This window comes from Dyella choica, assembly GCF_003977665.1.
Classification (GTDB): domain Bacteria; phylum Pseudomonadota; class Gammaproteobacteria; order Xanthomonadales; family Rhodanobacteraceae; genus Dyella_B; species Dyella_B choica.
Map to the genome: position 1 here is coordinate 191355 of NZ_RYYV01000003.1, position 18564 is coordinate 209918.

General features: G+C 56.1%; 12 protein-coding genes and 1 tRNA gene. 9 read left to right on the plus strand and 4 right to left on the minus strand.

Annotation, left to right across the window (positions count from 1 at the left end):
- Positions 1-22: 22 nt before the first annotated feature.
- From EKH80_RS05270 to EKH80_RS05285, 4 genes are all read left to right on the plus strand, one after another.
- Positions 23-1357 (plus strand): DUF6861 domain-containing protein, encoded by a 1335-nt coding sequence (locus tag EKH80_RS05270; RefSeq protein WP_126683682.1) that lies wholly within the window; start codon positions 23-25, stop codon positions 1355-1357.
- 2 nt (positions 1358-1359) lie between these two features.
- The gene (locus tag EKH80_RS05275; protein WP_126683683.1) at positions 1360-1731 is read left to right on the plus strand and encodes a hypothetical protein; all 372 of its coding nucleotides are present in this window, start codon (positions 1360-1362) and stop codon (positions 1729-1731) included.
- Between the two features lie 278 nt (positions 1732-2009).
- Positions 2010-2747, plus strand: coding sequence for a hypothetical protein (locus EKH80_RS05280; protein ID WP_126683684.1), 738 nt, complete (start codon positions 2010-2012; stop codon positions 2745-2747).
- 105 nt (positions 2748-2852) lie between these two features.
- A complete protein-coding gene (locus tag EKH80_RS05285) occupies positions 2853-3332 on the plus strand; it encodes a hypothetical protein (RefSeq protein WP_126683685.1) in 480 nt (159 codons plus the stop codon).
- Between the two features lie 150 nt (positions 3333-3482).
- Here EKH80_RS05285 and EKH80_RS05290 read toward each other — a convergent pair whose 3' ends face one another.
- The gene (locus EKH80_RS05290) at positions 3483-9554 is read right to left on the minus strand and encodes a papain-like cysteine protease family protein (RefSeq protein ID WP_126683686.1); all 6072 of its coding nucleotides are present in this window, start codon (positions 9552-9554) and stop codon (positions 3483-3485) included.
- A 651-nt stretch (positions 9555-10205) separates the two neighbouring features.
- Here EKH80_RS05290 and EKH80_RS05295 point away from each other — a divergent pair.
- Entirely contained in the window at positions 10206-10625 is a 420-nt protein-coding gene (locus EKH80_RS05295) for a hypothetical protein (protein WP_126683687.1), read from the plus strand.
- Positions 10626-11009: 384 nt separating this feature from the next.
- On the opposite strand, the gene EKH80_RS05300 is transcribed toward EKH80_RS05295, so the two are convergent.
- The gene (locus EKH80_RS05300) at positions 11010-11330 is read right to left on the minus strand and encodes a hypothetical protein (protein WP_126683688.1); all 321 of its coding nucleotides are present in this window, start codon (positions 11328-11330) and stop codon (positions 11010-11012) included.
- 289 nt (positions 11331-11619) lie between these two features.
- On the opposite strand from EKH80_RS05300, the gene EKH80_RS05305 reads away from it, so the two are divergent.
- The 4 genes from EKH80_RS05305 to EKH80_RS05320 all read left to right on the plus strand — a co-directional run bounded on the left by EKH80_RS05305 (position 11620) and on the right by EKH80_RS05320 (position 16335).
- Positions 11620-12354 (plus strand): DUF433 domain-containing protein, encoded by a 735-nt coding sequence (locus EKH80_RS05305; protein WP_126683689.1) that lies wholly within the window; start codon positions 11620-11622, stop codon positions 12352-12354.
- Positions 12355-12978: 624 nt separating this feature from the next.
- Complete coding sequence (locus tag EKH80_RS05310) at positions 12979-14397, plus strand: hypothetical protein (protein WP_126683690.1); 1419 nt, start codon at positions 12979-12981, stop codon at positions 14395-14397.
- A gap of 671 nt (positions 14398-15068) precedes the next feature.
- Positions 15069-15497 carry a hypothetical protein gene (locus tag EKH80_RS05315; protein ID WP_126683691.1) on the plus strand — a complete coding sequence of 143 codons (429 nt, stop codon included), beginning with the start codon at positions 15069-15071 and terminating at the stop codon, positions 15495-15497.
- Position 15498: 1 nt separating this feature from the next.
- Positions 15499-16335: a hypothetical protein gene (locus EKH80_RS05320; RefSeq protein WP_126683692.1), complete on the plus strand. Its 837-nt coding sequence runs from the start codon at positions 15499-15501 to the stop codon at positions 16333-16335.
- 880 nt (positions 16336-17215) lie between these two features.
- On the opposite strand, the gene EKH80_RS05325 is transcribed toward EKH80_RS05320, so the two are convergent.
- Both EKH80_RS05325 and EKH80_RS05330 read right to left on the minus strand, forming a co-directional pair.
- Positions 17216-17291, minus strand: a tRNA-Ala gene (locus tag EKH80_RS05325).
- Between the two features lie 51 nt (positions 17292-17342).
- Positions 17343-18458, minus strand: coding sequence for a ribonuclease D (locus tag EKH80_RS05330; RefSeq protein ID WP_126683693.1), 1116 nt, complete (start codon positions 18456-18458; stop codon positions 17343-17345).
- Positions 18459-18564: the final 106 nt, after the last annotated feature.

Genomic DNA, 18564 nt, shown 5'->3' on the forward strand with positions numbered 1-18564 from the left:
CTGTGCATAAAAGGGGGAAGGGATGTCCGAAGGACTGCTGGATAGTTTCTGGAACTCGCTGCAGCGGACCGAGGCACGGCTCGAAGCCGAAGCCTCCGAGGCAGCACAAGGCGTTTACCGAACCATCTACGGCTACAAAGGCCGTGTCATTCGTTTGCGTGCCGCCCTGGCCGACTCCGGCCCCATTGCGCGCCAGACGGTAGCGCGGAAGCTGGAAGGCATCAGCCTGGATGCCGTCTGGGACATCTTGTTCACCACCGTGCGGGACATGGCGCTCTACTACGGCGGAAGCGTTGTGCTCGGCACGGCCGTGGGCGCCGGCCTGGGCTCACTGGCCGGCGGCGTTGGTGCCATCCCAGGCGCGGTTGTTGGCGCTGAGGCGGGAAGCTTGTTGGGCGAGTGGGTGCTGATCTTCCTTGGCCTGAAGATGCTCGCCGAAGGCTTGGTCGACACGATTCCGCAGGCGCTGCGCCTCTACGTGGAAGGCTTTCGTATCGCGTGGGGACCGGTGGAGCAGGACCGCCCCGATGCTCCTTACAGCGCCGATTACTACCACAGCGAGGACATGGCCGCGCACCGCTTCGCCGATGGCCACGTGCTGATGATCATCGCCATCCTGATCGCGCTGGTGGCTTACCTTCTGCGCGGCAAAAGCGAAGAAGCGCTGATGCAGGCGGTCCGCAAGAGCGAGCGTCTGGGAACGAAATTCGCAGACTGGCTGGCGGAGAACAAGGGCAAGCTGCTGGAGGATGAGCGTCTGCAACCGAAGATACGGGCGCGGGCGGCCGGTGAGAAGGAGCCAGAGGCCAATCAAGCAGCGCGTAGTCCTTCACCGCAGCAAAGAGCTGCGACAAAGGCGCCTGCGGGCAAAGTCGCGGCCAGCACCGTAACGAAGAGTGTCGGTAAGAACACCGTGACATGGACGCTTGACGCCAACGGCAACCCGATTTCGGCGTCAGGCACTCTGAAACAGGCGTTTTCGGGAGCAGCAAGAAGTTCTGCTGAGGTGCAGGCGCAGGCGGATGCAGCAGCGGCTGGCGTTGCCGGAGATCAGGGCGGGCATCTGGTTGGCCACCGGTTTGTGCTTGACCAAGGTTCCCAAAATATGTTTCCGCAAGAAGGCAACTTCAACATGTCTGCCTTCAAGACCCTCGAGAACGATTATGCCCGCTATACTGCCAAAGGCTATCAGGTAGATTTTGTGCACACGCTTGGCGACTTCGACCCTGTAACAGGCAGGCCCGGGTCGCTTAGCGTTCAATACGAAGTGACCGATGCAAATGGAAACTTGGTTGATACGTTCGCCGACAAATTCCTGAACCAGCCTGGTCAGACTTACACCAGAAGAGCCTTCTAGACATGAATAATGAAGCTTCCGCAATCGTCATTGACCTCGCAAAAGAGTTTGTAAGCCTGGTCGGATCGCTTGATCCGGGTTGGACGAAGGCCTACTACCGTTTTAGAGCGGAAGAGCTTCGTTACGGTTCGAACGCCTCTTATGTGGGCGGGGCTGGGGTGACTCTTGTAGGAGCGATCAGGAATGGGCCGTTCTATGAGCTGATGAACGAAAAGGGTTCTGAGCTTCTGAAGCACCTCGACAAAAAGAAAGGCGTCTTCCTCCTAACCGTGGACAACAAGCTCGATTACGACATCAAGTTCGAATGGGACGATCTGCACCGCTGGGAGATCTCGAAAATGGATGGGCGGAGCGGAATTCCCGAGGGTATCTAACCTGGTGTAATGCACAGATAGCCAGACGCAAGCGTTTCCCCATGTTTTTGGCCACCTCTGATTCCAGACACGGTAATCCGATCACCATGGGGTGCGGCGCAAAAAGAGTCATGCGTAGGCGAACGGCTTGTCCATTCCGCTCTGCCTGGAGCGATGCGTAGGCTGGGATGGCAATCCCAGCGGCGAGATGCCACCGGAAAGCTGGGATTGTCATCCCAGCCTACTCGCTTGACCAACATGGTCGTAACTTGCTGGAATCTTAAGAAATGCTACTTTCCATGCAAAGCCTGAGTGTCAGCTGCTATTGGTACGATAGGCCTTTGTCGGGAAGACAGTTCATTGATCAGGTCAAGCATTTTTTGATGAATATCCGTGATGCTTTTCCGGGGCTGGCAATGTTGCAGGTTGTTCGCGACCCAAAGGAATCTTCCGGAGTGGTCAAGCAGGATTTTTCCAATTTTGACCAAGAGGTTGTTGCGTCCCTACCCGAGGACTGGGTGTACGTAAACGAGGATCCGAGAAATAAGGAGTTCTCGGATAACTGCCGCCCAGCATTGAGTTTTCGGGCTGGGTTTGTCCTGGGTACGATGGAAGGGGCTGCAGATCTTTCGGTTCAAGTCAGTATCGGAAGCAACGGACGCAATCTTGACAACGTCACTCTTCATTTGGCGCCAGAGTTCGAATCAGAAGAGGTTGCCAGGAAGTTGCTGGACATCGCGGTTTCCTATTGGACGCCACACCATGCCACGGTTACGCGGTCCGAAGTCGATAACCTGCTGCGCCAGCCGATTGGCGATGTGCGAATAGGCTGGCTGACGTATTTTTCCAATGCTGATGTATTGAATCATCTTTCACCGAAACACACGGCGAACGGGTTTAAGTCTGGCGCGCTGGTTCAGGTGAATGACGGGCCTATATCGGCGGCGAATGGCGACGGGGTTGAAAGAATCAGGAAGGTCATAGAGGAGCTTGAGCCTACCGGGCTTTTGCAAAATCCGAAAAAGAAGGTGCGCTAAAAGGTATTTGCTTATGTCTCACTGTGCGTAGAGGTAGATGACGGTTCCTGCATTTTTGCAACGAATGAGTAAGCTTGCGGGAAAGTGTTGAGGAGTGCGTGAATTATGGGACGTAGCATCGGGTTTTACTGTGGATCGTCGGACCTGGAGTTTTTGCAGAGATTCTCTACTTCTATAGGTCTGCATATCCTTGCGCCTTTGATCGACAGGGAGCTCAGCGCTGATCCGGTGGATGGGCCATTTTGTTATCTTTCAGTCGTTTCTGGATCCGAACTGCATCCATTCGGCCATCCCCCTGTAAGACTTACGGACGCCAGGGATCCTTTGCTGGCATATATGCGGGCTTATTTCAAAAATCCTTACCTCGTTGCTGGACATATCGGTTGGTCTGACGACGTGGCGACGCTGGCGGTGCAAACCAGACCTTATTTCGAGAAAATTTCCCGTTGGATGAAAAAGGAATGGGGGCGGCTGCCAGGCGGGGACTACTACGTCGGCCCGGAGGCAAGGAGCTTGATCGACAAAGGTGCCCAGATGATCAATGCACTGCCTGGGCAGGGTACGTTTCAGCTCATTAAAGTTTGATCTGGCTTTTTGCCTGCGACTGGGAGATCTCGAAAATGGACGGTCGCAGCGGCATTCCCGAGGGCATCTGAACGGGTGTGATGCGCTGACTTACAAGGACAATGCGCTCCTCCCCTGCCCATCACGGCAGGGGAGGAAGCGCCCATCGGATCAGTGGATACCGTCCGGTGCCTGTGCGTCGTAGTCCGCTTGCGTTGCTTTCTTGAGGAATTCACCAGCCATGTTCAGATCGTTCTTGAGCTTGGTGGTGAAGCCGCTGTCGTCGTACATGTCCACCGAAGTGTAGAAGTTCTGCAGCCATATCCCGACCTGATTGCGCCGAGCGGCATCGCTAGGCAGCTTGGTCAGGAACTGGGTGATCGGGCCGTAATAGGTATTGGCGGCAAACGGCCCCTTCGCCCATTCGAACACCTTCTTGCCGATGTTGGCCCCGGTGGAGGCATCCGCGACGGGCGTCGCTGTGTCGATTTCCAGGTGCGCCAGATAGTTCAGGCGCCTTCCCACTACTTCCTGGATCAATGCGTTGCGCGCGGTGGCACCGAGCGTCAGATCGGCTGCGGCGGTGATCGACGGATCGAACAAATAGGCGCGCGTATCGGCCAGGACCGCGTCCTCGCTGAACGACAGCAGGTAATGGCAGACCTCGTGCGCCAACACCGGGAAATAGTCCTTGGCGTAATTGGGCTTGACCAGCGGGAAACAGCGAATCGCGCAGAAGCGTTGGTTGTTGACCACGAAGCTACGCGTGTAGGCCCACGTGCCAGGGTCGGCCCAGGTCAATGGATCGGGCTTGCCCGCCGAGATGTTGTCCCACTCGTCGAACGCTTCCGTGATGGCATCCCTGGCCTTGGCCGCCGCGGCGGCGTAGCCTGCCGGCACCAAGTTGGAATTGAGGTAGTCCACTTGCCTGGACTGATCCTTGTAATCGGCAAAGCAGATGATGCCGCCGCTGCCATTCCAGACCTGCGCCATTTTCTTCGTGACGTAGTCAGCGAACATCTTGCGCACCGAACCGGCGGGCGCGCCGCTGAACACCGACAATTGCCGGGCCACTTCGACCTGTTCGCGGCGTGGATCGGTATCGACCGTGCCACCTTCACTCGCACCCTCGCCGCCACTAGTGCTGGAGCTGCCGCCGGCACTGACGTTATCCGTGAAGTGGACTATCTGTACGAACAGATTGTCGGACGGATTATCCGTCACCATCTGCTCGTAGGCATTGATGAAGTCACCGAAGGACGAGCTGGTGGTGCTGCCGGTGGCCGGGTCGATGAAGGTGAAGTTGGTGCCTACGCCATCGGGCGTGCCGCTGCCGGTGATCTTGGTGAGGATGCGGGCGTGCGGCGAGAACGGACCGGCGTCCAGTGCCGAATCGGTGGTCACCCATAGCGGACCGTAGGTTTGCATCCAGGTGATGTACTGCTGCAAGGTATAGCTGGCCGGTGCCTCCCCGGTCATGCCCAGCGCGCTGATGAAGCCCTGTTTTTCGGACGCCATCAGGCCCTGACTGTTGTTGAACTTGTTCACATACTGCGTGCCGGCGATGGCCAGCACCTGCGGAACGGTCTGGTTCTGCCCGTTCTTCCAGTTGACCATCATGGTGGCGACCGTCGCCCAACAGGCCATATCGTTGGCCTGTTGCAGGACTGGAATGTTGCCGTTGACTTGCGCCAGCACGTTTTCGCCGCTACCGCCTTCGATCTCGACTGATTCGGTACCTCCTTCCGGCGTGGTCTTTTGCGCCTTGATACCCTTGCCCTGGTTGGCAGCGTCGATCGCCGCGTCGGTCAAGGAGGGCTTGGCCTGTGCCGCCTGCAGCTTCTGGCTTTCGCCGCCGTCGATCACCTGCTGGAAGTGATTCTTCAGCAGGCCGCCGTATTCCTGCTGAGTGATGCCGCCGCTGTCCTTGGCCTTCTTCAGCGAATTGATGATCTTGTCGGAGTTGTCGGTGTTGTGCTGCTGCATGGCCAGGCCTTTCGCGCTATCGGCCAGTGCACGCACATTCTCGTTGTTCGACTGCAGCGTCTTGATGGCGTTCTGCTGGTTCGCGTCCAGGCCGGTGACGTCCTTGAAGATGCCGGATTTGCCGAGCAGATCGGTGATGCCGGCCAGCCCCACGCCGGGGGCCGGGGTGGCTGGCGCGTTCTGGATATTGACGATAGGCGGTGCAAAATCCTTGTACGCCGCCTTCCAGTCGGTAACCGTCGGCACTGGTGGCGTCAACGGCGATATCTGCGTCGGCTCGTCGGTGGTGAACTTGGTCCAGTCTTGCGAGGTGTTGTCCTCTTCGTCCTCGCAGGCATCGCATTGCCCCTTGACCGATTCGACATAGACGCCGCGCGAGGGAATACTCACCCGGTAAGGTGGCGTGGGCTCCAAGGGAGCGTAATGGTCGAGAAGGGACACGTCTTCGGCATTGCCGTCTGCGTTGCGCTCCACAATATAGGACTTGCTGACCTTGTAGCCGGCCGCCACCGGAAACACCAGCGAGTTGCCGGCAATCGAAATCAACTGGTTCTTCACCACCGAGGCCAGGCTGCGGTAACCCACGGCTTCGCCAAAATCGTCGTAGATCTGGATGTTGAAGCCGTCGAGCAAGGCGAAGCGCCGGTCGCCATCGAGATTGAACCATAGTGCCTTGTTGTAGTGCTCGACGTTGCTGTTCAGATGCTCGATCAGCCGCTGCACCACGTACGCGTCTTCCTTGCGCGGATTGCGCTTCTCGTTGGCGCTTTCCGGTGCGTAGAGCTCGACCTCGGGGAACAGATCCATGCCCGAGTGGCCCGAGAACAACACGCCGTTGAAGTGAGGCGTGGAATAGGTCAGGCGTACGTTCTCCACTATCAGCGTAAGCTGATCGGTGATGCTCTTCAGATGGGTATCGCCGCAAGACAGTTTCAGCTTCGGGTTGAACTGATTGCGTTTGAGGCTGGTCGACCCGTTCATATCCAGCCGCATCACTCGCTCGCCGCCTTTGTAGCGTTGCGAACTGGTCCATTCGGTGGCAACTGAGTCCAAATGCAGCGAATCCACCAGGCGTTGGAACACATAGGGCACGATATCCTGGTAAAAGATGCCGTCCCACTCGGCGATCAAGCGGTCCTTGAAGTAGTAGTCCAGGAAGTCGAGCACATCGGTGTAGCCCAGAATATTGGCGTAGGCGGTCCAGGCCTGGCGGTCAAGGATGCTCTCCTGGAAAAAATTGAAAGGCGTAAACGTCTGGTCCGAACCGAAGATCTTGATCTGGAAGGGACGGAAATTGGTGATGCGCACGCATTGTGCCGGTGGCACGCTCTGATAATTGGCATCCATCTGCATGAACGCATCGAATAGCTGCGCGCGCGCCATGACCTGCTGGGTAACGGTATGCGTACCATCGTCGCCAGCCGCCAGCGACAAGCCGAACGTGAATAACGCAGCCACCGCGCTCATCGCAGCCGAAGCCGGATCGACCTCCTGGGTCGTCACCGTCTTGGTGATGATCGGCAGCGACTTGATGCGGTCATAGCGGGTTTTGGGGCGGGGCAGGTTGACGCGCATGGTCAACTCGCCCTGGATGTTGCTGATCACCTCGTCATCGTAGCTGGAGGCCGGGAAATCGACATTGGCGTAGTTGGTGCGAATGCGGTCGTTGGCGTCGAATGCACCCAGCAAGGGATGGGCGCGGCCCATGCGCAACGTGCGATACGGCTGCAGATAGGTGTCGCCATGCAGAGGCAACAGATACCGCGCCAGCACATCACGCCATTTGCTGATGTTGTCGGGCGTGAAGTGGGTCATCAGCAGCGGCACGAACACGCATTCTTCGGCGTCGGTCAGCTCCTGGAAGATCGCGTAGTGGCGTAGCACCTCGAAGTAGGCCATGGTCACCGCGTGACAATGGTTGTGATTGGCGACGACTTCGGTTTCGGCCGAGTAATGCTGCCCTTCCTGCACCCGCGTCACCACCGAGGCATTCTGCTGGCGGTAGCTGCTGGCGTTCTGCATGATCGACTGGCGCAGCTTTTCGTGGAAATACTCCCCGACGTTGCGCGCGCTATTCTGCTGCGCCGAAGAATTGGCATTGGCGTAACCGCCAGCGACACCCAGCGACGCGCCGAAGAAACCGGCAGAACCCGCTGCACCCAGGCCCGCGCTGACGCCGCTGGTGGTGGCATCGCTGCTGCCTTGCAGCGATTCGCCCAGGTTGCCGGCGATCTGGTCGGTGATCCCGCGATCGTCGGTCAGGTTGGCCGCCAGGCGCTCGCCCTGGCTCAAGGCTTGAGATTCCGAGCCTTGCAGGGAGTGCGCGGCGTCGAAGATCACGATTTGCTTCTTTTGACCCGGCGCCAGCGGCAGTGAATACAGCATGTCGCCGAGCGAGTAACCATCCGCCCTGAATTCGGCCTTGTAGTGCAGGATATGGCCGGTGGCGACCGTGACGGCCTGGTACAGCGACAGGTTGCTGTGGTAATCAGGGGCGTCCTGCCACTTGACCGGATTGTGCAGATCCACCGGGCCGCGCTGAACCTTGGTGCTGCCACCGGTCAGATCGAAGCTGCCGTCATTCCTCTTTATCAGGGTGTAGTTCGCCACGTCCGGGTCGGAAGTGCGAACGATGGCCTGATAGTTGAATTCGCGCAGAGTGCGGTGAGGCGTGGAGAGGCTGACACACGAACCGCCGACATCCTGCGAAAACGCATCCGAATGGATCAGGTCATTGTGATCCGGCAAGCGCGGCACGATTTCCGTCGAGCGGCAATCGCACGTACCTTCCTTTTCTTCTTCTACCGGCGGGGGCAAGGGAAGATCGACCAGCAGGTACAGGAAATCGTCGCTGATCGAATGGCCATCCGGATCACCCGGCGTAACCGGGATATCGACAGGGCTATTGGGCGTCAGGGAGACCAGCGCCTGAGCCGCAACGTAGTTGCCAACCGGGTAAGGGATGGTGAAGTTGCCCGCGCTGTCAGCGGCGCCGGCGCTGACGATGCGCCAGGTCGTGTCACCTTTCTTCTTGGCTTGGACCAGCACCATGGCGTCTTTGAGCGAGGTGCCCGCATGGACGAGAATCAACTTGCCGCGCAGCTTCTGGCTAACGGCGACCTGCTTTCCATCCGCCGTGCTGAGCGTGCCGGGGCGCTGCAGGGCAACGACGATATCCAGTTTCTGCAGGGCGGGGTCGTCCGGGCGATAGCCCTTGCTCCACACCACTGAGCCGTCGAAGGCCTTGACCGAAATGGTCAACGAACCGTGCACCGCGCTGGCGACGATGGGGTGTTTATCGTCGAAGGTGAAAGCGATGGCGTTGTTTTCCAGCTTGTTGGGGTTGCTCGCCCAATCGACGCGGGAGCTGGCAAAGCTGGTCGCATCGTTTTCGCTCAGGACGGCATAGCTCACGGTGATGTCGTAGAGCTGCACATCGTCGTGGGTAACCGGCTGGTTGTCCTTGGGCTTGATGGTGAAACGCCCGGCGACCGCCAGCGGCTTGATTTCCTTGACCTGAATGCCGAAATTGAACAGCTGTGCAAAGCGCTCTTGGACCAGCGCAATCGCCTCTTTGGTCTTGGTGACACCGCGTTCGGTCAATATCGTAGTGAGGCGCGCCAGCACGGCTTCGTTGAGAGTGGGGAGTTCGTGCGTGCGATCGTCCGCCAGGACTACGAATTGACGCAGTAAGTTGGCGAAACCGAATTCGTCCTGCGAGGAGGTCAGCTTGCGGTAGTCCTCGAACAGCTGCTCATAGGGCGCTCGATTGATCAACGAGACATTGCCCGCAAAAAGCAGGTTCGCGATGGGCAAGGCAGGTTGCGGCAGCGCTGTCGCCGTCACCAGGCCGTTGGTTGGCGCTGCTGCGGCAGTCTTTGGAAAATATAAGCAGCCGAAGGTAGTGCCGCCGACGGGGATGTTGCTGACAACGTCGCTGTAGAGCACGTCGACATTGAAAGCGATGTCTTCGACATTGAAATTCGTGTTGGCGAAGGCCTGCTGCAAGTAATTGACGAAGCTTGCGGGGTTCTCCCCCATCAAGTCACGCGGTGGAAGGTCCGCGCGATAATTGGTGTCGGTCAGCTCGCAGGCGATGGCCAGGGTTTTTTCCACGCCGTTGGTGCGCATGACCGCGGCGCCGTTCGGATCGGCGACGTAATTGAAAACCGGGTAATTGAATTTGACGCGTAGGCTGGTAAAGATCGCCTGCCTTGCATCACCCTCATACTTGAAGTCTCTTTGAAGGGTAAGCATCGTGAAATCCTCGTTTGATTTGGGGACATACTTCGACGCACTTCTTAGACGAACATCCTTTTCAAGACGAACGGAAAACAGGTGGATGATTCGGCGGAGACGCTGCCCGTGCAGCGGCGAAAAATCGCCGCTGAGCCATGCGTAAACCCTGTTGAACTCCCCGCCGTCCAACAGCTTAGCAAGGGGGGTGTTACCAAAGTTTTAAGTCGGTTCAGGCGGTACGGTCAGATGTCGAATGCATGACACGCTGTGCGCTCCACCGCTTGCTGTAATGAGCGATGGTGGCTTCTCCGTGAAAGGGGGACAGAGACGAGGTCATCCAGTTAATGACCTCGGAGCTTTCCAGCTCGCGATGCAGCAGTGGATGTCTCTGCTCGCATCTTTGCGACGAATCTTCGCATCGCTCAACCCTCCATGCGTTCCCTGAGAGCATGGGATGCTAACGCCAACCTTACGATGCTGTGTACGGGCAAACATCGCTTTGCTACGTAGGAAAAGGCTTACGGCGCAGACCTGATCGTGATATTTCGCACTACGTATCCCCATCCACGCGCGCGAAGGGATGACAAGTAGAGAGACATAGCGAATTCTCGGGGACTCGAATCCCATTCGTTGACTTGCCAGGGCGCGAACAGTGGGGTGTTTTGATCGGTGAAATATGTCGTAACAGGTAAGTCAACCTGGAACCTACTTTTAAAGCTGACTTTTCTGGCCGGCATGACACTGCAGGACGTCGTGTCGAACGGAGTAACGTTCAACCGCGAAATCGACATGAAGACCGGCTGGGTCTTTCACATGGCCGGTCCCTACGAAATCGCAGGGCATGCTGCCCATCTATCCTTGGGCTTCGAGCATGACAAACTTAAAACAGTGGCCTTTTCGTTTGCGGATGAGGCGGGTAGTGATCTGCAGGCGCTGCGTGGGAAGCATGAAGCCTTTTTGCTGAAAGCGCTTGGACAGCCCTCCGAGAAAAAGCCGCAGCAGGCGATTTATCGTTACCCCTGGGGCGAGATCACCTCGGAATTCGATCCCCGAGGCGGCTCTTGCCAGATTCTGATCCGTTGGGTTTGAGGATGGCGACTGTGGCTTGGTAAAGGTTCCAGATTTCGTATGGATTTGCAGACAATCCATCTGGAACCTGAGGTTCTCCCCATCTTATTCGGGCTTCCGTTCCTGAAAAATTAGCATCACATAGATGCCGTTCCAGCGCGAGCCGTCATTCCGGCGAAAGCCGGAATCCAGTTTCAACGTGCCGTGCGAAGCACTCAACATAAAAAAGTTACGTCCTCGGATGCGAATCTAAATTGGTTGAGGGTCCAAGGATTCGTTTGAGCGAGCGGATATTCAACTCGGAACCATAGTTCTCTCATGCCGCTGGGCACCTTGATTCCTAATGCGGCACGCCGACCTCCAGTAGGTGTGCCGCCAAAGGAAAATCACGCACACGCAAACAGCTTATTCGCCCCGCTCTGCCTGCAGTAGCTGGTCGCTATGTATGCGAAGAAAATACAGCGCCGCGCGTAGACCTTGCAATTGCGTCGGGCTGAGCGGCCATGCCTCGGTATCGGACGGCGCGGGAGCCTCTTTCTTCCGGCGCAAGGCCTTTTCGTGTTTCAAGAGATTGCGAATCACATACATGGCCAGCGATGTGCCGGCGATTTTCATTTGGGAGGTGTGCCGCTTCGCTTGCTCCGGGTCTCGGGGAAGCTGTGGCTCGTGGATGAGCCAGAAGAGTTCAGAAGGGCGTTCGCTTGTCGTATTATCGTTGCAGATCATGATCAACACCTCACAGGTTGATTGTGATTTAGCGGGTCGTATGGGCTCCTATCCCTGCGACCCGCGCTTTTTCACTGCATTGCTGCAATGGTCATCGGCGTGGCCCGGAAACAGATGGCGCCGATGGCACATCCACCGTAACAGATGTCGTGAGTGTGCTATGTAGGCGATCGCCGCTTGGATTTGTGCGCTGTAGCTTGAAGGCATAGAGCGACTCGACTTCGTCAGTATCTATGATATCCGTGGCGGCGATTAGCGATGTTCCAATTGAAAGATTAGTGGTGATGCTATGACTGCCCATTCAACTGCTGTGAACACGCCTCATCACCTCAAGACAGCTGAGGCGGCGTTCGTCGCGGGCGTTGAAATCCAAGACGTTGATCGTGCGATGGATGAAGGTATCTTACCGGTCGAGTTGTTCCGTGTTGGAGGGCGTGAGCTGTCCCTGACCGCCTGTTTGTTCCTGGCGGTTTACTTTCGAACATCGGAACTGTTTACGGCCAAGGTACGCGGCCAAATCATCGATCGAATGAAGGCGCTAATTCCTATTTCCTCAGTGAATGACGTCACGCAAGAGCTCTTGGAAAAGAACTTGGCCTTGGCGTTTGAGGGGATAACTGTTTCTTCGGACCTAGTGTCAGTCAACTTGCGACGATGCGTGGAGGCCATCATTGGTAATTATGATCAATTGGTGGACGCTCGTGATTGGGCCGTCTCCGATCCTGACATTCTGAATGGAATTCCAGTAATTAAGGGGACGCGTATTCCTGCCTACGATGTGGCTGACTCTGTTAACAAGGGCTATCCGATTGAAGAAATCTTGCTGGCTTACCCTAATCTCACCAAGTCGGATGTGGAGAAGGCTGCGTTGTATGCAAAGACCAATCCCATGCGAGGGCGGCCGCGCGAACCCATCATGCCGCCAGTAGGGGCCACGGTGCGAGAGAGCCGCAATGTTCCTTTCCGAAAGTTGAAGCACAGCTCGGCACGGAAGCAAGAGCGAGATGATAAAATTTCTCATTGATGAGTGCCTCAGCGCTGCTCTTGCAAAACAAGCAAAAACCGTGGTTCCCATGATTCGGTTCATATTGAATGACAAGGTCTCGCCGATAAATAAGATTGGTATTTTATGCCTATTATTTTGAATGATGACTTGATTTTCGTGACGAAGAACTCCCGCGACCTTCGCGGGAATTCCGGAAGCGGTGGGCACTATGTCAAAGCTACGATAATGCCGTCTTGGTTTGCTCGAATGGTCCATGCGACCTAATCATGATGGTTAGCCTCGTTGACGTCGCCTTGGATGCGTTGGAGCAAGACCAAGATTTAATCAATGCAGTTTTCGATATCACTTTGATCGAGGGAGATGGTCATGAAGGCGAACAGGTGAATATCATGCGACATGGCTTGTCCAAGTGCTAACGATGTTACGAGCTACTCGTTTATCGCTAAAAGATAGGTGGCATCGGAACATGATAAGAGGTCCGTGGATTAGCTTTTTTTCGGAATATGTGTTGATCCGGAACCGTTCTTGGAGCAGTTCTTGATCGACTGATAGTCGAACCACGATTTGATTTCAGGTGCGAAGGGTTGGCGAATCGGCTGGCCCAGTCGCGAACACAAACTAGCTTTTAAAGGTGGCCACGCTATGGAGTACACGGAAACTGCCGCATTTCGCACCGACAGCCACGCTTGGATCTTGGACGACTATTCCTGCGAAATTCGATACCTCGCGCATAAGGACGCCGGCAAGAATGTTCTTTTTTTTGCTTCAGTTAGGTTTGGTTGGCGGCTTAGTTCGGACCTTGAGGCGTTTCATAAGGGTGCTCTGAATTTGGTTGCTGGTGTAATTCGAATGGACAAGCTTCCGCGCGCAAAGCTCCGCGAAATTTTTGACTCAGCATTGAGCGGAAACATTCAAATACAGGAATCAACCTTTTCATTAAATGAAGACCTTTTGGAGTGTCGGCGCCCCTTTCAGCCAGTTGATGCTGTACCGGAGCGAAAGGTTGAGTTTCTTCAATGCAAAATGGTCTCCACGCTTGGCGGATCCCAAGTGATGGAGTCATGGCATCAGATTTTCACACCCGCCTTGGACGCGGAGCTTGGGCGTCATGAGCCACTTTTTGATGGCTTCGATCATTTGCTCCACAGTCTGGATCTGCCTGATCCGCGGCTAAGAAATGTCAGTCCGCACGTTGAAGTCGTCGTTGAGCCGCCGGCCAATTTCGATATGGAACGGAGTGGTTGGGATGGCGACCGGCTAAAGATCGCGATCCTTGCTCATGGAGCCACCAGCTGGAATGCTGTTACGTTGATGGGACGCGATGGGCCAAAAACTATGCGTGGACCGTTGAAGCCTTTCGGCGGCATCGAGTGGATTGCATCTGGCGAAGGCAAGCAGAGCGCATGGTCATGCACCTCCTTTCCTGGTGCGCGTGATGTGACCGCCATCTTGAAAATTGGAGGTCTCGTTGCAAGCCGACAGCCGTTTCCGCATCCAACCAGAGCCAGCAACGCGCGTTACGTGGCCATAGAGAAGAACGATCCGGAGCTGAAGAAGCTCCAACTGCTTTTGCTCACCCCAGGTCAGGAAGCCCGAAGATTTGAGCAAGCGGTTGCGGCACTCCTGTTTTTGCGAGGGTTCAATCCAGGCCTTTCAATGAATACAGACTCGGCCGACATAGTAATGACGACGCCAGGTGGTCGTTGGATGTTGGTTGAATGCTCTGTGACCCTCGATGATGCTCGCAAGAAATTCAGCAAACTGGTCCGCCGTCGAGCAAAGGTCTTTGATGCACTCAAGGATTCAAGTCACTCATCAGAGGTCGTGGCGTGTTTGGTTTGTATCCTCCCGGGCAATCAAGTTGCCAACCCCAGTGACTACTTGCGAAAGCATGAAGTCCAACTCTGGACTAAGGAGGATGTGGAGCGTGAATGGTCTCTAGTGAGGCATCCAGGCTATCCGGACAAACAGTTCCTCGAAATCGCAAAGGCCGTGTCAGATGCGGCGTCGCTCAATTTGCCACCATCAGGTGGAGAGGATCCATTTGACATATCTATCTAACTCATTATTGTGCGGCGGGCGAGCCATGGGACTTCACGGGGCACGAAACACAACGCCCGGCGGCGCGGGCGTTGAAACCGCCTATGCGGCGGCAAAATGGCTCAAGCAGCGAGAGTACGAGCTTTTGTAAACCACCTATGCGGTGAAATACGGCTTTGAAGCACGTCCCGGCAGCGAAACGCCTCGTGGAACAAAATAGCTGCGGAGAGTAGCTTGTCGAGGGTGGAGTTGGATGACGCCCACATCGTGGATCAGAGGCAACCTGTGGACGTTTCGCTCCAAAGATAAAACATTGCTCACTCGACTCGAAAAGCCGGCAGAAATACAGATAACGGTTCCAGGTTTAGTTTTGTGGCGGAGGATAAGGTAGCCTGGAATCGTTCTTCTATAAACTAAGAGCAGAAGGCGGGCGATGGATGGCGGAAAGGGAGTTGGTATGATTCCGAAGTCCGTCTAGAGGTCCTAAGATACTTCAAATGAGTCGGCCCCTGGCCGATCACGTCGAAATCCGAAAAGATCCATGGATATAGATTGTTGGTGGGGTTGCGGGAAACCTGAGCAGCTCCGACTGCCTGCTAGGTTGCTTAATGTCACAAAGGCAGAAGGGCCGAAAAGTCGTTTGGACGAACCTATCGATGCATGACTTCACACGTTGACTGAGAAGACCGGATATGACCAGCAAAGCAGAGTTGATTGACGCATTGGCAGTGATTGCCGGCGAACACTGGGCGAGTCAGAAGAAGCCCATCTATGTGAGTAACATTCCGCGAGCTCTTAAAGAACGCTTTCCAAACCTCGATCTCCAAGAGGTCCTAGGTGATCTAAGACTCAAGCGAATGATTAAAGAGACCGAAAGTGCGGGTAATTACGAGTTGATCGAGCATCCGTCTCATCCAGCGAAAGTGATGTTGGCTCCAAGGTCAGCTAATTATAAATTGGCCCCGGAAAATAATCCGGAAAGCCAGTCAGCTTCACAGGTTTTGCATGGCCGAAACAAAGAGGCAATGCTTGCTTTTTTTAGAGCACTAAGTTCGCTTCCAGAAAAAGAGCTTGAGAAGATCAACATTCCCGTTTCCGTCATCGTCAAGCTATTGCAGTGATATGCAGATATTTCTTGGGTTGATTTCTTCGGATCAAAGGCTTATTGATTTTTTTAAAAAGAGCCAAGTCGGCATCATTCCAAGTGAAGCGCGGAGTATGCGGCGTGTTCAGGAACTCAATTTGTCGTTCCAAATTGGCATCTTTGATCCCACCACAAGCCTGGAACTGATGGATAAGTATTTGCACCGTTCGACAAAAACGGTGGATGCGGCGATGTTGGTAGTTGACAAAATTCACGAGAGCATCGTCACGAAGCTGAGGGTAAATGATGCTTATTTCGTCGCCACTGTGGATGCGACGCAGAGCGCGCACTATAAAAATGTCATCAAAACTGCATTGACGCGACTTTTGAAAAATTTCACGTGTTTGCTTTCATTTATGAATGAGGCGGACAAAGAGCAGGCTATCATCCTTCCTCTTCGCAATTTCCTCGCGCCGGAGCTTCGCGAGCTTAGAGCACTATGTGCAACTGAGACGCTCCATAACGAGTTCACCCGTAGACTTCCTTCGTTAGTGGAGGCATTGAGAGATTTGCGGCGACCAAGAAGGGCAACCAGTTACAAGACACAGTATTTCGTCGATGAGGATCAGAAGCTCTTTGATTATGGAAAAGAGATTCACGCACAACTTCCGACCGGCGAGCCGCACTTTACGATGTGTGAATTAACGGGGACGTTTCGTTTCGGCAAGCGTATCCCGACAAACAGGCACTTCAACGTGACCTATGAGTGGGGGCAGGAAACGAGAATTGAGGGAAGCTTTCCAAACTGTCATGACGACATGGTTGATGTGCCACAGAGCACGCATATCAACATGTTCAGCAACGACTGCCACTAATAGAAACGGGGACCAACTGCGTTGGTCCCCGTTCTCGAAAGATATCTAACTATTCTTACCGTCCGCTGCGGCAATAGACCGGATCGCTGCGCTAAACCTGTAAAGGTTCTGGAGGTCACGAGTCTACCGAACCAACACATACGCCGGATCAGTGTCCAACCTCTTTGGAGTCCCTGGCCCGAACGGATAGGTGTAGTAGATAAGTGGTTAATATTTAAGCACACTGGTCTGGATTGTCAATGTTGTCCTGTGCTGGCGTTCAAGGCTTTCATTGCGCCCTATAGATCAGGAGGATGGATGGCTAAGGCCGAGGCAGCCTGATCAACACCAGAATGCTACGCGGGGATTAGATGCCGTCCGTGATCTGGCCACTCCCGCAGATCTGGATCTCGCCGTATTGACCTGGGAAGAGGACAACGCAGGACCTCGCGGTGGTTTCGTATCGACGAACTGCAATCTTGTTTCAGGGGGCGACCATTAATCGATAGGCCTGGTCTTCATGGGGCGGGTTACGTGATGGCGAACTGAACACGAGCCCATCGAGGTCCCACCGCAGCAAGATGGCCGACACGGCAAAAGAGGAGGTGACGACGGCAGCGTCAATGAGGGGCCAAGTAACACACCGATGACGCGAGGCGTTTTTGGACCCGCGCTGGTCAGAGTTGTCCACGCAATTCCATGCCTTAGTTTACAACTCATTCTGCCATTGTCGTCGACGAGGTTGAGCCGTTCGATACGTCGTGTCGATGTGGTTAGCGGTCATCGATAGGTCTGTCAATTTGAGGCAATTCTCATCGTGGCGTGCGCAAAGTCCCAAGCCCCAAAACAAAACAGCGCTTCACGCCGCAAGGCATAAAGCGCTGTTTTGTCGGGAACGAATTGGTGGAGCGGAGGAGGATCGAACTCCCGACCTTCGCATTGCGAACGCGACGCTCTCCCAGCTGAGCTACCGCCCCACGCGAGCTGTACATGGTAGCAGCGGAGCGGGGGAGCGCCAAGCCCCGGGGCTAGCCGGGCAGCAGGCCGGTGAGGCGGTCGTAGAGCACGCTGCGGCGCCAGCCTTCCAGGGCTTCCGGCCAGCGGGCCGAGACCACGAATTCCTCCAGCACTCGGCGCGAACAGAGCAGGCCGGGGGGCAGGTCCATTTGGGTGGCCAGGGTGTCCACGCTCTGCTTCATCTCGGCCAGGGCCTGCTTGGCCTTGCCTTGCGGAAATGGGGGAATGGCGGCGGTGTTCGCGACTTCTTCGGGGCTGACGGCGGGCTGCAGTAGATCGAAGAGCTCGGCGCGTTGTGCCGAACGAAGGGCGCGCTGGCCGGCGCAGCGGCGTTCCAGCTCTTCCAGTTTCTGCGGCGGCTGCTGGGCGATGCTGAGCGCCAGGGCGTCTTCCAGCAGCCACGGGCGGGGCTTGTCCAGCAGCCGGGCGGTGACGTCGCGCCACAGCAAGATGCGGCGCAGCAGGGCCTGCTGTTCGCGCGGCCACTCGGCGGCGCCGCGAAAAGTGAGCTGGGGCTGCGGGTCGCCTTCGCGCGGGCAGCTCTTGCGCTTGAGCCGCTCGCAATCTTCCGCATGCCAGTCGGCGCGGTCGCGTTGCGCCAGGCGTTGGGCAAGCTGGTGGTGCACGGCTTCGAGATAGACCACATCCAGCGTGGCGTAATCGCGTTGCGAAGCAGTGAGTGGGCGCTGCAGCCAGTCGGAGCGTGTTTCGCCTTTGTCCAGCTCCACGCCGATCAGCTCCGCCACCAGGGCGCGATAGCTCATTCCCAGGCCCATGCCGACGAAGGCCGCGGCAATCTGCGTGTCGAACAACACGCGTGGGCCTTCCGGCAACCATGGCGAGAGGGTTTCCAGATCCTCGCTGGCGCTGTGCATCACGGTGATCACGTCGGCGCGATCCAGCGGCTTCAACGCAGTGCCGATGTCGAAGGCAAGCGGATCGACCAAGGCGTAGCGGCCGTTCACGCCCAACTGCAGCAGGGCCAGCTGGGGATAAAAGCTGTTGCGACGCATGAATTCGGTGTCGAGGCCGAGCACCGTGCCGGACGATAGCTCGGCCAGCCACTGTTCAAGTTCGCCGCGTTGTTCGATCCATTCCGCCTTGGGCGGTGGTGCAAGGAGGGGCATTTGCGTTCCTTCGAGATCACGGAACAAGCAAGTCGCGATTGCTCCGCCATCATGGGTGCCATATGGTAAGCAGCGAACCATAGCAGGCCAGCCACGGAACGCCCAC

Excerpts from the sequence above, each read along its gene's own strand:
- EKH80_RS05300 (WP_126683688.1), bottom strand. The coding sequence starts at position 11,330 with ATGATCTGCAACGATAATACGACAAGCGAACGCCCTTCTGAACTCTTC.
- EKH80_RS05310 (WP_126683690.1), top strand. The coding sequence starts at position 12,979 with ATGGAGTACACGGAAACTGCCGCATTTCGCACCGACAGCCACGCTTGG.
- EKH80_RS05330 (WP_126683693.1), bottom strand. The coding sequence starts at position 18,458 with ATGCCCCTCCTTGCACCACCGCCCAAGGCGGAATGGATCGAACAACGC.
- EKH80_RS05290 (WP_126683686.1), bottom strand. The coding sequence starts at position 9,554 with ATGCTTACCCTTCAAAGAGACTTCAAGTATGAGGGTGATGCAAGGCAG.
- EKH80_RS05270 (WP_126683682.1), top strand. The coding sequence starts at position 23 with ATGTCCGAAGGACTGCTGGATAGTTTCTGGAACTCGCTGCAGCGGACC.
- EKH80_RS05305 (WP_126683689.1), top strand. The coding sequence starts at position 11,620 with ATGACTGCCCATTCAACTGCTGTGAACACGCCTCATCACCTCAAGACA.
- EKH80_RS05320 (WP_126683692.1), top strand. The coding sequence starts at position 15,499 with ATGCAGATATTTCTTGGGTTGATTTCTTCGGATCAAAGGCTTATTGAT.
- EKH80_RS05275 (WP_126683683.1), top strand. The coding sequence starts at position 1,360 with ATGAATAATGAAGCTTCCGCAATCGTCATTGACCTCGCAAAAGAGTTT.
- EKH80_RS05315 (WP_126683691.1), top strand. The coding sequence starts at position 15,069 with ATGACCAGCAAAGCAGAGTTGATTGACGCATTGGCAGTGATTGCCGGC.
- EKH80_RS05280 (WP_126683684.1), top strand. The coding sequence starts at position 2,010 with ATGCAAAGCCTGAGTGTCAGCTGCTATTGGTACGATAGGCCTTTGTCG.
- EKH80_RS05285 (WP_126683685.1), top strand. The coding sequence starts at position 2,853 with ATGGGACGTAGCATCGGGTTTTACTGTGGATCGTCGGACCTGGAGTTT.